At 43.3% G+C, this 13093-nt stretch carries 11 protein-coding genes; 8 read left to right on the forward strand and 3 right to left on the reverse strand.

The window, feature by feature from the left end; genetic code table 11:
- The first annotated feature begins 24 nt into the window (after nucleotides 1–24).
- Entirely contained in the window at nucleotides 25–2340 is a 2316-nt protein-coding gene (locus tag ASL11_RS09430; RefSeq protein ID WP_063795528.1) for an ATP-binding protein, read from the forward strand.
- Complete coding sequence (locus tag ASL11_RS09435) at nucleotides 2330–3250, forward strand: response regulator (protein WP_056612846.1); 921 nt, start codon at nucleotides 2330–2332, stop codon at nucleotides 3248–3250. Before ASL11_RS09430 ends, ASL11_RS09435 begins: the two co-directional genes overlap by 11 nt.
- A 632-nt stretch (nucleotides 3251–3882) precedes the next feature.
- Here the strand turns inward: ASL11_RS09435 and ASL11_RS09440 are convergent.
- Nucleotides 3883–4098 (reverse strand): helix-turn-helix domain-containing protein, encoded by a 216-nt coding sequence (locus ASL11_RS09440; RefSeq protein WP_056612847.1) that lies wholly within the window; start codon nucleotides 4096–4098, stop codon nucleotides 3883–3885.
- Between the two features lie 110 nt (nucleotides 4099–4208).
- Between ASL11_RS09440 and ASL11_RS09445 the strand changes: the two genes are divergently transcribed.
- Entirely contained in the window at nucleotides 4209–4502 is a 294-nt protein-coding gene (locus tag ASL11_RS09445; protein WP_056612849.1) for a hypothetical protein, read from the forward strand.
- A 142-nt stretch (nucleotides 4503–4644) separates the two neighbouring features.
- Entirely contained in the window at nucleotides 4645–6561 is a 1917-nt protein-coding gene (locus ASL11_RS09450) for a DUF2264 domain-containing protein (protein ID WP_056612851.1), read from the forward strand.
- Between the two features lie 323 nt (nucleotides 6562–6884).
- On the opposite strand, the gene ASL11_RS09455 is transcribed toward ASL11_RS09450, so the two are convergent.
- On the reverse strand, nucleotides 6885–7919 hold the full coding sequence (locus ASL11_RS09455; protein WP_056612853.1) for a sensor histidine kinase: 1035 nt from the start codon (nucleotides 7917–7919) through the stop codon (nucleotides 6885–6887).
- A complete protein-coding gene (locus ASL11_RS09460) occupies nucleotides 7916–8629 on the reverse strand; it encodes a response regulator transcription factor (protein WP_056612855.1) in 714 nt (237 codons plus the stop codon). Before ASL11_RS09460 ends, ASL11_RS09455 begins: the two co-directional genes overlap by 4 nt.
- A 181-nt stretch (nucleotides 8630–8810) precedes the next feature.
- Between ASL11_RS09460 and ASL11_RS09465 the strand changes: the two genes are divergently transcribed.
- The 4 genes from ASL11_RS09465 to ASL11_RS09480 all read left to right on the forward strand — a co-directional run bounded on the left by ASL11_RS09465 (nucleotide 8811) and on the right by ASL11_RS09480 (nucleotide 13089).
- On the forward strand, nucleotides 8811–9062 hold the full coding sequence (locus ASL11_RS09465) for a thioredoxin family protein (protein WP_056612857.1): 252 nt from the start codon (nucleotides 8811–8813) through the stop codon (nucleotides 9060–9062).
- A gap of 32 nt (nucleotides 9063–9094) precedes the next feature.
- A complete protein-coding gene (locus ASL11_RS09470; RefSeq protein ID WP_056612859.1) occupies nucleotides 9095–9787 on the forward strand; it encodes a cytochrome c biogenesis CcdA family protein in 693 nt (230 codons plus the stop codon).
- 126 nt (nucleotides 9788–9913) lie between these two features.
- Nucleotides 9914–10558: a peroxiredoxin-like family protein gene (locus tag ASL11_RS09475; RefSeq protein ID WP_056612861.1), complete on the forward strand. Its 645-nt coding sequence runs from the start codon at nucleotides 9914–9916 to the stop codon at nucleotides 10556–10558.
- 293 nt (nucleotides 10559–10851) lie between these two features.
- A complete protein-coding gene (locus ASL11_RS09480) occupies nucleotides 10852–13089 on the forward strand; it encodes a hypothetical protein (protein ID WP_056612863.1) in 2238 nt (745 codons plus the stop codon).
- Nucleotides 13090–13093 lie beyond the last annotated feature (4 nt).

The following is a 13093-nucleotide window of genomic DNA, read 5'->3' on the forward strand; positions in this document are numbered from 1 at the left end:
TCTCTGTCTAAGAGAGTGATGAAAATGGAAAAAGATACGGTTAACTTTAAAATAAGTTCTGGATTAAAAAACCTGATTGGTAAAGAGTTAATTACTGATGAGCTTATTGCAATATTTGAGTTAGTTAAAAATTCATTTGATGCACATGCGAAGAGTGTGAAAATTTTTTTTGAGAACATATATTCTAATAGGGATGCTCGAATAATAATTGTCGATACAGGAAAAGGCATGGATATTACTGATATAGAAGAAAAATGGTTGTTTGTAGCTTATTCAGCCAAAAAAGATGGCTCCGAAGATAATAACGAATTGGATGATTATAGGAATACGTTAAAGGGACATCGAGGTTACGCAGGAGCAAAAGGAGTAGGCCGGTTTTCTTGTGATCGACTAGGAAGTAAATTAAATTTAATAACAATAAAAGATAAACCAGAATCTCTTATAGAAAATATTAAGATTAACTGGGAAGACTTCGAAAAAGATTCTAAAGAAGAATTCTTTGAAATCGAACTTGAGCATAACGTACTTCAATCACATAGCTATGAGATACATCACGGAACTATTTTAGAAATATTAGATTTGCGAGATACATGGGATAGAACCAAACTTCTGAAATTAAAACAATCTCTTGAAAAATTAATTAATCCTAATCAACAAAGTGATGAATTCTCAATTGAACTAATAGTTAATGAAGAATTAGAAAAAGATGCTAGTATAAAAGATCCACGCAAGAAAATTAATGGCTTCGTAAATAATACTATCTTTGAAGTTCTAAAAGTAAAAACAACTCGAATAAATACAATAGTATCTGAAGATGGAAGTAAAATAACTACCACTTTAGAAGATCGTGGGAAATTAATCTATAAAACAGTTGAAAACAACCCTTTTTCTATTTCAGGTGTTGAGATTGAACTCTTCTATTTAAATCAAACAGCGAAGATCAATTTCACTAAGTTAATGGGGATTCGCCCAGTTAGATATGGATCCATTTTTATGTATAAAAACGGTTTTAGAATCTATCCTTTCGGTGAAGTGGGAGAAGATCCTCTGAAACTTGATGCTAGAAAAACACAAGGTCATAGTAGATATTTGGGTAATCGTGAACTAATAGGACGAATTGAAATAGTAGACCATAAAGATTCATTTATTGAAACAACAAGTAGAGATGGCGGTTTAATAAAGAATCACAATTATGAAGATCTTGTACAATTTTTTTATGATAAGGCTTTGAAAAAATTAGAGAGATATGTAGTTAATATTATAAGATGGGGTGAGCCCTACAGACTCAATAAAGATGATGAAGAAAAGCAACCAGCATTAAACCCTGAAGATGTGAAAAACGATATTCAGGGGATTATAAAAAATTTATCGGCATCCGATGAGATACTTTCGATTGAATTCGATGATGATTTTTTAGCCATTATTGAAGAAAGGCAAGAAAATAGTGTTACTAGAACACTAACTGAACTAACGGCAAAAGCTGTAGTCTCTTCTGATGACCCTGCATTACATTTAGGTCTGGAAAAGCTAGGTAGAAAAGTAAATAAGTTAATAGATGAAAGAAATCAATTTGAAATAGAGACTGAGGAAAAAACTGTAGAGTTAAAGAAAACTACTAAAGAATTGGAGCAAATTAATAATCAAAATCTTTTCTTAAAATCAATTGCTTCAGCTGATATTAAGGAAATAGCAAGCTTACAACATCATATAGATCATGGAACTGTGAAGATTACTCGTAATCTAACAAAGCTTGCTATTGCAATTGAAAATGATGCACCAAAATCTGAATTGATGAGCTATGTTGAGAGAATAAGTCTAGAAAATAATAAAATTTCCACCATAGCAAGATTTGTTACTAAAGCAAATTTTAATACTACATCAAAAAGTTTAACGCGTGACTTAGTGCAATTTGTTAATGAGTATATTGAGAATGTTTATAAAGACTATGAAGATTTACGAATTAATAACCAATTATTAAGTGTAGATATTTCTACACCAGAGAATCTTTCGTTTGTGTGTAGATTTAAACCGCTGGAAATTATAATAATAATTGATAATCTACTAAGTAATTCATATAAAGCAAATTCTAAAGAAATTTCTATCTCGTGGAAGAAAAATTCTGATTCGAAGCTACTACTCTATTATCAAGATGATGGTAAAGGAATACCTGAGAGTATTATAGGTAAGATTTTTGAATTTGGATTTACAACAACTGATGGTTCAGGTCTAGGTCTATATCATGTTAAGCAAATGATCGAGAGTATGGGTGGAAAAATAACAGTGAATAACAAAGTGGAAAAAGGTGTTCAGTTTATTCTGGAGGTACATCATGGGGCTTAACTATAAGATTTTGTGGTTTGAAGATGACGTTGAAATAGTCGAAGAAAATAAAAAAGAATTAGTAGAATTGCTAGCTGACTATGGTTTAAAGTTAGAGATTCTTCATAAGGATAATGGAATGGATTTGGAAAGTTACATCGATGAAGGATTCGATCTAATATTGACTGACTTGAATTTAAATGATGAAGACACTGGGGATAAAATTATTGCAAGGATTCGGGATCATAGTATCTTAACTGAAGTGCTTTTTTATTCTAGCAATGTTAAAGAGATAAACAATATAATACAGAGACATGAATGGGTCGAGAGGGTCTCTTTTGCAGTTGGAGCTGGTCAAGTACAAAACAAGATCAAGCAATTAGTGTCCCTAACCATAAAGAAGTTACAAGAAGTAAATACTGTAAGAGGATTGGTTATGGCTGAGACAAGTGATTTAGATTTGAAGATGACTGAGCTTTTAACGGACTTTTTTGATACTTTTAGTGACAGTGAACTGAAAAAGCAAGAGTTGATCAATTCCACTGTGAATAATAGACATGATAGACTTGAAAAATTAAAAAAGACTCAGCCTACTGATATTAATCAATTTTGTGAACGACTTGATGCAGCAGATAGACTCAATGCTATTGTTAGGTTAATTAACCATACTGATAATAAGTTAAGTGAAAAACATTTTAATAATAATAAAGAAACATTAAGTAAATATGTAGAAGAGATACTGAATATAAGAAACGCTTTAGCTCATGCAAAAGAATTTTTTGTCGATGGACGAAAGGGTGTTAAAAGTACTGTAAATCAAGTTGAAATATTTTTTGATGACGATTCATGTAAAAAAATAAGAAAAGATATTAGTAATCACAGAAGCAATTTAGAAGAGATTCATCTAAAGGTACAAGGCTTGAAACTATAACCAATATTTCTTGTTACTTTTCCTAAAACAAAAAGAGCACATAAACCATTCTACTTTAACGTCAAACAGCTGGCTATGAAGAGGAATATTGAAGCAATTATAATTGCTACATTTTGGGCATTTCGCTGAGATAGTACTTTTCATAATAGCTTCCCCCTGTAGCTAACTGTATTTCCTGTTGGATAAAGAGATATACCTCTTAAAGATATATTTTTTGATCCTAAAAAATATTCCTTGTGAACTTATAACCAGATACTTTATTGTTTCAAACAGTTGGAATCAATTTAGCTCTCAACCTATTCCAAGCTTCAAAGCAAGATAGATGCTTATCACCAAGAGATCTGGCCAAGGCTTAGCGGAGAAGTTCTTGGATCAATTCATCATGGATAGTCCAGAAAAAGCATACGATCGGACAACTAAGCCAAGAGGCAACAAAGAGTATAATATTGAATCGGTTGCATGTGGATCAAGGGGGTTAGGTTGGGGGATTAAAAGAGGGGGAAGGCATTCTTAGGTTGTTCCACATTACCAAAGTGTAGGCAGACGAGGTCAGATTGAAAATGAAAAATAGAAAGAATTTAGATTCGAAATTAACGAAACCCTAGACAAAAATCTAGGGTTTATTGTTTTTTTTATTCCTCGATTAAATCTACAATCTCCCTTATATCCTCGATCCCCAACGCCTCTGCAATCTTTACAATATGACTAAAATTAATATTCTCACGCTTTCCATTCGCCAACTCGCTAAGCGCGGCGTGTCTCACATCCGATAGTCTCGACAGCTCACGCAAGGAGATATTGTGTTTCTGAGTAAGTTCCGCGATTTTAACGACGACTTTTTTTGCCATAGGGGATCACCTTTCAAATGTTTGGAGGTTGACTATACGCGTTAACGTACCATATAATATTTTTAAAACTGGTACGCTTGTGCGTATCATTTACTCTCGGAGGCGATCCCATGCACCCCATCCAATCCCAATACCAATCCATCATCCAAGAAGAAGCCACGCTAATGCAAAGAATCTCCCTATGTAAGGTCTCCATCGATATCCTACTTGAATATATCTCCCGTCACGCCGATTCTATTCACATCCTCACCGCTGAGGATATCGTCACGTCGATCCACACGATGACACAGGATCTCGACACAGAACTGCTCCACGTCAGATTGGAGAAGGGGATCCTCGAGAACAAGCTCCACGGGTTACAGCTGCAAGCCGATCTATCCACTGCCACTGTGCAATCCAGTTGAGCTCCCTATCCATTTCAAAACTGCAGGGCTATTTTTCAACTTGAATCCTTTAAAAAGTGCACTAACTCCATAAAATCGTGCAGGTCTAACTTTATGATCTCATCTATACTGAAGTAGATGACTCACAAAGGAGCGTGTAATAATGACTAATTTCAAGCCGTTGACAAGCAGAGCTGATTTGGAGGCTTATGCGCTTTCCGTAACGTTGCCGGTGCTAGATGAGGCTGATCAGGTTTGGGACAAAGTTCGCTATAAAGGGCTGCACGATAATGCTGGCTATCAATTTTCACATACAGAGCAGATCATTCGCCCGCTTTGGGGATTGGGTCCCATTTTGTCGCATCCCAAAGGGCAGCTTTTGCATCGAGACATTGATGTCGTTTGCTGGTTTCAGAAAGCGATTACAGCGGGGAGCGATGTTCAATCACCGCATTATTGGGGCAAAGGGCTTCCAGAGGATATGGGCAGCAATTTCTACAATCAGATGAAGACAGAGCTATGCGGGCTGATGATTGCGTTCGTCACAGCGAAGGAGCAGCTGTGGGATACGCTGTCGGAGAATGAGCAGCAACAGATTGGCGATTGGGTGTTAGAGATTTCGCAGAAGGCATACCAGGTTTGCTGGCCGAACAACCATGTCTGGTTCATCGTGCTAAACATGCTGGCGCTGCGTAAGCTTGGATTGCCGTACAGCCGGAGCATTGTTAACGAGGGCATCGCGAGGCTGGATGGCATGTACATGGATAACGGCTGGTACAAGGACGGCGATGAGGGGAGATACGACTACTATATTCCGTGGGCGCATCATTTTTACCCACTGCTGTGGATGCTGTTGGAGGATGAAGAGGAGCCTGGTTATGCGGAGCGCAAGCGCAAATATGTGGAGCGGACGAATGCGTTCCTGAAGTACTATTTGTATTTCTTCGACAGCACGGGGGCGCACGTGCCGTTCGGACGATCGCTGGCGTATCGCTACGCCGTTACGAGCCTGCTGCCGCTGGCTGTCTATCAGGGTTGTGAGATTGACCCTGGCCTTGCGCGTTCGGTGACGCTTCGCAATATCGACTTTTTCCGGCAGGCAGGAGCCGAAGATGGCAAGCGGATTGTACCGGGCTACACGTACCCGAATGTCAATATGGTCGAGCGCTATATGTCGGACGGCGCACCGTACTGGTCATCCAAAGCGTTCCTCGCACTGCTGTTCGCAGAGGACCATCCATTCTGGACAGCGCCTGCGCGAAAGCTGCCCATTGAGGAAGGTGACTTCCTGCATGAGATCGAAGTACCAGGCGTTAATCTGCTGATCCACGGTGAGGCTTCGGGTAGCGGGGTTACGCTTTATAACAATTGCATGATGTATAACTACGGCATCAAGTTTAATGATACAGCTGCACTATATAGTAAGTTCGCCTACAATTCACGAGCGGGCTTCGGAATGTCCACACGTGAGAATGTATCCCTCGACAGTATGATTGGTTTGGAGACGCCAGACGGACAGTTGACTTCCCATCGCTACCGTTTTGAGGATTTAGGCAAGCATGATGGCGTGTTGTATAGCAGACAAGTGCCATTCTCCAATGATGGGAATACGGTTATTCAGACGGCGCTGCTGCCACTGAAGGACGGTTATCATGTTCGCGTGCATCAAGTGACACTATCGCAGCCTTATGTGGTGCTTGAAGGCGGGTTTTCGATAGGGAAGTCAAGCGACTATGAGTGCATCAGCCAAAGAGACGATTGGATCGGCTACGGCACGGAAGCGGGATATTCTTGGTTCCGCCTCTATGACAATAGGAACGAGCTTAAACTAGAGGCGGAACAAATTCATCCCTCAATGCATCTGATGTATCCACTTGCGAAGTATCCAGTCTGGCGGACGGCGGAACCGCTGCAGGCCGGCGTTTATACGTTTGCTACATGCTTTCATGTGCATGACAAGGAGCTTGTGGAATCGGAGCTGCAGCAATTGTACACGCAGTCGCCCGTTATTGAAGTGGACAGAAGTAAGCTTCAAACCTCTGTAACTTTTCAAGGGGAAACGTATGTGATCCGTTTATAGCTCCTCAGCCCTCGAGAACACCTGAACCCAATCAGGCCACTGAAAAAGTAAAATTCAACAAAGGTGTAGTATTCTCGCGAAAAATGTGAGGAACTGCATCTTTTTCTTGTATACTTTTATAAAATGTAAGTACTTCATAGGTAGGCTGTAGCCATATCTGCTAGTGAATCCCTGCTTCATTTGCCATTTGCTGAAAACATGACTGCAAGGTTGGAACAGTTTAAGCAGTGCGTAAAAGGTCCCTAACAGAAAAAGGACTTGTACAACAAGCCCTAATTATGTATCCCTATATATGTATAATCAATAACTAGAAGTCGAGTTTCTTAACCCCGAATCAACGTTACCTTAAACACACTTCCTGACTCGGAACTTGTCTCCAGTTCAAGGGTCCCCTGGAAAAATGCAAGCAAATGGCGGACTATCGACAGGCCAAGACCAGCTCCGCCATTGCTGCGTGCCCGTGATGAGTCGATTCGATAAAACCGCTCAAAAACCAGTTCCCTGGATGTAGGAGATATTCCCTTCCCCGTATCCGAAACCCGAACCACAACCCGTTCATCTTCATGCAAAACCTGCAGCGTAACGCTCCCATTTGGCCGATTATACCGGATGGCGTTGTCCAGCAGGTTTCGAAAGACCAGGAATAAGAAGCTTTCTTCCCCCTTAACCAAACCAGAGAAGGGCTCCGTCAGATGAAGCGTCACTCCGTATTTGACTGCCATCGGTTCCATAAATGAAGTTGCATCTGCGAGAATGGTTGCAAGCTCAACAACATTGTGCTCATCATGTGTACGATCGTACGTTCCGTCAGCCAGCAGCAGCAAATCCTCCGTTAATGACTCTAGTCGCGAAAGCGTCCGCTCCGTTGTCTCCCTGTAATCTCTCCATTCGCTTGGATCAATACCATAGTTGTCTCCGGCCACTTCAAGATTCGTGCGTAGGATGGAAAGCGGTGTTCTTAATTCATGCGCGGCGGCGGAAACAAACCGAGCCTGCTGTTTAAATGAGTGCTCCAGCCCATCCAGCATCGTATTAAATGCGATCCCGAGCTTCTTCAATTCATCATGTAGTTGGTCAATCTCTAACCGATTGTGCAGGGTGGTTGCCGTTATACCAGCAGCTGTTTCACTCATCTGTCTCACAGGCTTCAGGATAATCACTGCGAGCCATTGCGCGCTGAGAACCATGCCTGCTAAAGCTACAAGCAAGCTTATGATTCGCCCTTGTATCTCTGATACAATCCTGTAAGCGGAGAAAAAAGACTCTATGGCCGCATATAGAATAATCATTATCGCCAAAAAAAGAATAGCAAACAGCGTCAATCTTGAACGCAGCGAAAGACGGTTCCATCGTCTCATTTCGTTTCCTCTTTCTTTTCAGCTGTGCGCAGAGCCCATTTATACCCATAACCTTGAACGGTCTGAATATACCTTTCTCCTGCCTCTGGATCATGGTGCGAGAGCTTTTTGCGCAGGGAATTGATGTGAACCCGAACCGTTGAGGTAAGTGGGTCCGCATGGATATCCCATACGTGCTCAAGAAGCTTTTCGGATGAAATGACCTCGCCGGGATGCAACATCAGATATTCGAGCAAACCGAATTCTTTTTTCGTCAATGAAATAAGCGCATTCTCGAACCAGACCTGCTTCGTTTTCGAATCAAGGGTAAGCTGCTCGAACTGCAAGACTGGGCTTTTCACGGAAGAACTTCGGCGAAGGAGCGCCCGTATGCGGGCAAGCAATTCATTGAACACAAAGGGTTTGCGGAGGTAGTCATCTGCACCTGAATCGAGCCCTTCTTCCACCTCGTCCGGATGGCTGCGCGCTGTCAACATGAGGATAAAAACATCGTTATGGTGTGATGACTGGCGAATTCGTTGACAAAGTGAAATGCCATCCAGCTCCGGAAGGTTGATGTCGAGGAGAATCACATCATATTCATTGGTATCTGCCAACTCCCATCCCGTTAGCCCGTCCACAGCGCTGTCCACAGCATAACCTTCCCGCTTTAAGCCCTTGGCTAATGCACGTGAAAGATCCTCCTCATCTTCAACAATGAGGATTCGCATAATACCACTCCCTTCTTTTTATGACAATAGCATACCACTCACATTTTTGCGATGCGAGGAAAATAATCGCATCTTTCGGAGCTTACTTAACAAGGATTTAACAGCTCGGCCCTTATAATCAAAGCATATCTTCCTTTTGCATGGAGGGTGTTTGACAGAATGATAAGAAGGAGGAGTTCCTTTGTTAATTGAGGTTGTATCAGCTGGACCGGGGTGTTCGATTTGTCAAAAAGCGCTAAAGCTAGTTAAGCAAGTAGCGGTGGAATTTCCGCAAGTTGAGACTCGTGAGTTACATGTGGTCGAACAGTTTGAACGTCTCCAAGAATTGAACATTTTCAGCGCTGGAGCGATTCTCATCAATGGGAAAGCTGAATTTGGCTCTTTACCTTCATTGCCTAAGCTTCGTGATCGTGTATACCAATTGCTCAATTAGGAAGAAAATCTACTAGATCAAAGGAGAAACTAATGGAAGGTTTATATCAGTTTACGATCACAGGCGGAATTTCCGGCTCTACCTATATCCTTGTGTTCGTCGTCGGAATCGTGAGCGCGGTTTTGGCATGCTATTTGCCTGTGCTTGCTATGTTTGCGAATTATGTCCAGAGAGGAGCAGCAGGTGATAAAAGAAAAGCCATTCGGATATCCATCAACTTTATCTTGGGCATGGTGGTCACTTCACTGATAACTGGTTTGATCTTCGCGCTGCTCGGCCAACAGTTCCTACCCTTTGTTGGGAAATATCGTTTACTAAGCTGGGTTCCGCCCCTCTTTGACATATTGGCTGGTCTGCAGTTGCTTGGTGTCATTTCATTCGCTATGCCTACTTTCCATAAGCCGCCCAGCCGGCAAGAAGGAACACAAAGCACAGTGGGCGCTTTCAGACTAGGCATTCCTTATGGACTTGTCATTTCGCCCTGTGCCATCCCAATCTTTTTTGCTCTGATTAGCTATATTGCACTTCAGGGAAGTCCGCTTCACGGAGCGTTGCTCATGACTACCTATACGTTAGGGAAGGGCGCGGTACTCGCAGCTGTTGCAGTCTTTTCCATTACTATTCTACGCAAATTGGCAAAATGGGGCGGTCCTGTAAAAAAAATTGCCGGCTACCTCTCAATCGTAATGGGTATTGTTTTTTTGGTTATCGGGTTTATTAAATAATTGCCTTGGAAAACTGCTTCGTGTCCTGATACACTTGGAACAAGACAGGTGTCCACATTGGAAAACTAAGAATGAGTAAGAATACAGAAGAATTTATTGTTACATCTAATAGGAGGAGAGTTATTCATGTCATTAAATCAAGAGCTAGAAGAAATGAAACAACAGTTTATCGCCCATTCGCCTGCACAAATACAGGCTGAGATGTTCCGTTCGATTCGGGAGCAACAGGAGTCGGGAGTACAGTATGGCCTGCAGGAAGGGCAGAAGGCGAAGGACTTTACGCTGAAAAACTCGATGGGCGTCCCCATTCACTTGTACGATGAACTGGCCAAAGGTCCTGTCGTTCTCACCTTCTACCGTGGCGGCTGGTGCCCTTACTGCAACTCGCAGCTCCGGGCATATCAGAGAGTGCTGCCGGAGATTGAAGCGCTAGGTGCCAGACTCATCGCCGTTAGCCCACAAAGCCCAGACAACACGCTTTCCCATCAGGAGAAGGAAGAACTGCAGTTCCAAGTACTGAGCGACACGAACGGTCTAGTGGCCGCCTTTTACAATATTTTGTACGACGTACCGCCTTACATTCAGGAGACCATGACGAACCTGTTCAAGCTGAATCTTGCAGAATATAACGCAACTGAGCGATGGATACTCCCCATTCCTTCCACATTCATGATCGACGAGTCCGGCATTATCCGTTCCGCGTACGTCAACCCAGATTTTATGAAGCGTTTGGAGCCAGAGGATATTTTGGTTGAGTTAAGGAAGTTGTGAACTGTCATCGACTCGAATTAAGGCAAAGACCCATGCGACGAAGACGCATGGGTCTTTGCCTGTTAAGACTTATGCCCCTTATATTCCCTAAAACCCCCCCATTTACATAAAATTATCCCCTTTTAACAATCCTCTCACAATCTTTTAACTCTTTAATAACAAAGTTCCAACAACGAACACAATCATGTTGAAATGATCATAATGTTTAACACTTTGAAAACAGACATTTGTACTTTCCTGTCGTACCATGGCAATAGACAGATGAACTCAGCAAATAATCGAAGGTGAATAGGATGCGCAAGTGGCTCAAATTGTTGATAAAGATAGGTCTTGTCCTTGTGATTGTGGCCGGTGCGATTTATTATTGGCTGCGTCCGCTTTTGGTCAGAATTGAAAGCACGACGCTGGCTAGCGGCATACATGTGAAGTTTAAGACTGAAGGAACGAATGTAGAAGAATACACGAATGAAGCCTGGCAGCCCTATTTTGCTAAGGGAATTAATATGGGGGCGACGATCCCAGGACATTTTCCTGGTGAGCTGGTCATTTCGGAGGACGAATATGAGAGATGGTTTGGCATGATTCAGGACATGGGAGCGAATGTGATTCGGGTGTATACGATTATGATGCCTGAGTTTTACGAGGCGCTTTCCAAATACAACATGAAACATCAGAAAAATCCGCTTTTCTTTCTTCAGGGCGTATGGAGCCCCGAGGAACAGCTGATTGAAGGGCAGGATGCCTTCGATCCCAAGATCAAGTCGAAGTTCGAGCAAGAGATTAAAGACGCGGTTGCGGCGGTCTATGGCAAGACGACACTCACGCCCGAGCCGCATTCGGGAAAAGCCGGAGGTGCCTATACCTATAATGCAGGTCCTTATCTCATGGGCTGGATTATCGGGACGGAATGGGATCCGAAGATGGTGAAGGGAACCAATGATCTGCACGCGGATACCCCAGACTATGCCGGGAAATATTTCCGGAATAAACCGGGGGCGAACGCTTTTGAAAAGTGGCTGGCCTTGATGGTCGACACGGCGGCGCAAACGGAAATTCAGTATGGCTGGCAGCATCCGATGGCTTTCGCCAATTGGGTGACGACGGATCCGCTTGCACATCCGGGCGAGCCGCTCATCGAAGAGGATCTGGTTAGTGTCGATCCAACGCATATTGAGGCAGTGAATTGGGAGGCGGGCTATTTTGCCTCGTATCATGTGTATCCGTATTATCCGGATTTCTTTGCATTTGATAAGTCTTTCCAAGAAATGACCAACAACAAGGGGGAGCCAGATAGTTACCTCACCTACCTCAATAAGTTAAAAGCAGCGCATCCCAATATGCCGGTGATGGTCACCGAGTATGGCGTGCCGGCTTCCTTGGGCGTAGCCCACTTGGGCACCCTTGGCCGCAATCAAGGCGGTCATAGCGAGAAGCAGCAAGGAGATATTGATGCGGAATTACTGGGGCAGATTCACGAGTCTGGCTATGCAGGGGCGATTTTGTTCACGTGGCAGGACGAATGGTTTAAGAAGACGTGGAACACGCAACGCTACGATGAAGCGGATCGCCGGGCGTATTGGTATAACACGCTGACGAATGAGTCTTTCTTCGGGGTACTCGGGATGTTCCCGGGCAAAGACGAAGCGATTCACATCGATGGGGACGCCTCGGATTGGAACAAGCTAAAGGATAAGACGAAGCTCGATGTGCAGGCTCCTGGCTTTGAGGAGATTTGGGCCACGCATGACGAAGGCTACCTGTACTTACAGGCCAAGCTATCTGAGCCATTTGATCCGTCAAAGGAAAGCATCTATTTCGGGGCGGATACGCTGCCCGGCGGTAATCGCCATGGACCCGAGCTTCACGGCATGACTCTTGATGAAGGATTGGAAACGTTAATCGAGCTGTCGGATGAAAATAAAAGCCGCATGACGATCGCTTCCAATTACGATATCCACGCTAGAATGTATGAGCGTTCCGGGCTGCCGGATATCGATCCGAAGGAGAAGCAAGATGACTCGGGGATTTTCAAGCCTTGGAAGCTGGCTGTCAATTATCTGCTGGAACATCCCGACTCCCGGGTGGACCACCCCTTCGGGGATGTAGAGGTTGGCCTTTTAGAGAGAGGCTACAGTGATCCGTCGCGTGCCGAATACAATTCGAAGGCGATGTGGCAAGTGCAAGGGCAGGTGCTAGAAATGCGTATACCGTGGATGCTGCTGGGATTCAACGATCCAAGCTCTCTGAGCGTTATCAACTACAAACAGCCGAGTAACAATAAATTTGAAATGACGCACGTGAAAGGTGTTCGCTTTGTTCCATGGATTGTGAAGAATGATGGGGTCGTTGGTCGGGATAATTCGGCTGCGGCGCAACCTGTTCCGGTGTCCACGATGCCGCTATACACATGGCAGGGCTGGGAAGATAAGGTGAATTACGTGGAACGACCGAAACAAAGTTACTACATGATGAAAGAGGCGTTGCATAAGATCAACGGACCCGTTACCAGTACCGTTCCATCGAGCAGTTAAAGAA

Origin of the sequence: Paenibacillus sp. Soil750 (assembly GCF_001428045.1) — a bacterium.
Lineage (GTDB): Bacteria > Bacillota > Bacilli > Paenibacillales > NBRC-103111 > Paenibacillus_E > Paenibacillus_E allorhizoplanae.

Excerpts from the sequence above, each read along its gene's own strand:
- ASL11_RS09430 (WP_063795528.1), top strand. The coding sequence starts at position 25 with ATGGAAAAAGATACGGTTAACTTTAAAATAAGTTCTGGATTAAAAAAC.
- ASL11_RS09435 (WP_056612846.1), top strand. The coding sequence starts at position 2,330 with ATGGGGCTTAACTATAAGATTTTGTGGTTTGAAGATGACGTTGAAATA.
- ASL11_RS09440 (WP_056612847.1), bottom strand. The coding sequence starts at position 4,098 with ATGGCAAAAAAAGTCGTCGTTAAAATCGCGGAACTTACTCAGAAACAC.
- ASL11_RS09445 (WP_056612849.1), top strand. The coding sequence starts at position 4,209 with ATGCACCCCATCCAATCCCAATACCAATCCATCATCCAAGAAGAAGCC.
- ASL11_RS09450 (WP_056612851.1), top strand. The coding sequence starts at position 4,645 with ATGACTAATTTCAAGCCGTTGACAAGCAGAGCTGATTTGGAGGCTTAT.
- ASL11_RS09455 (WP_056612853.1), bottom strand. The coding sequence starts at position 7,919 with ATGAGACGATGGAACCGTCTTTCGCTGCGTTCAAGATTGACGCTGTTT.
- ASL11_RS09460 (WP_056612855.1), bottom strand. The coding sequence starts at position 8,629 with ATGCGAATCCTCATTGTTGAAGATGAGGAGGATCTTTCACGTGCATTA.
- ASL11_RS09470 (WP_056612859.1), top strand. The coding sequence starts at position 9,095 with ATGGAAGGTTTATATCAGTTTACGATCACAGGCGGAATTTCCGGCTCT.
- ASL11_RS09475 (WP_056612861.1), top strand. The coding sequence starts at position 9,914 with ATGTCATTAAATCAAGAGCTAGAAGAAATGAAACAACAGTTTATCGCC.
- ASL11_RS09480 (WP_056612863.1), top strand. The coding sequence starts at position 10,852 with ATGCGCAAGTGGCTCAAATTGTTGATAAAGATAGGTCTTGTCCTTGTG.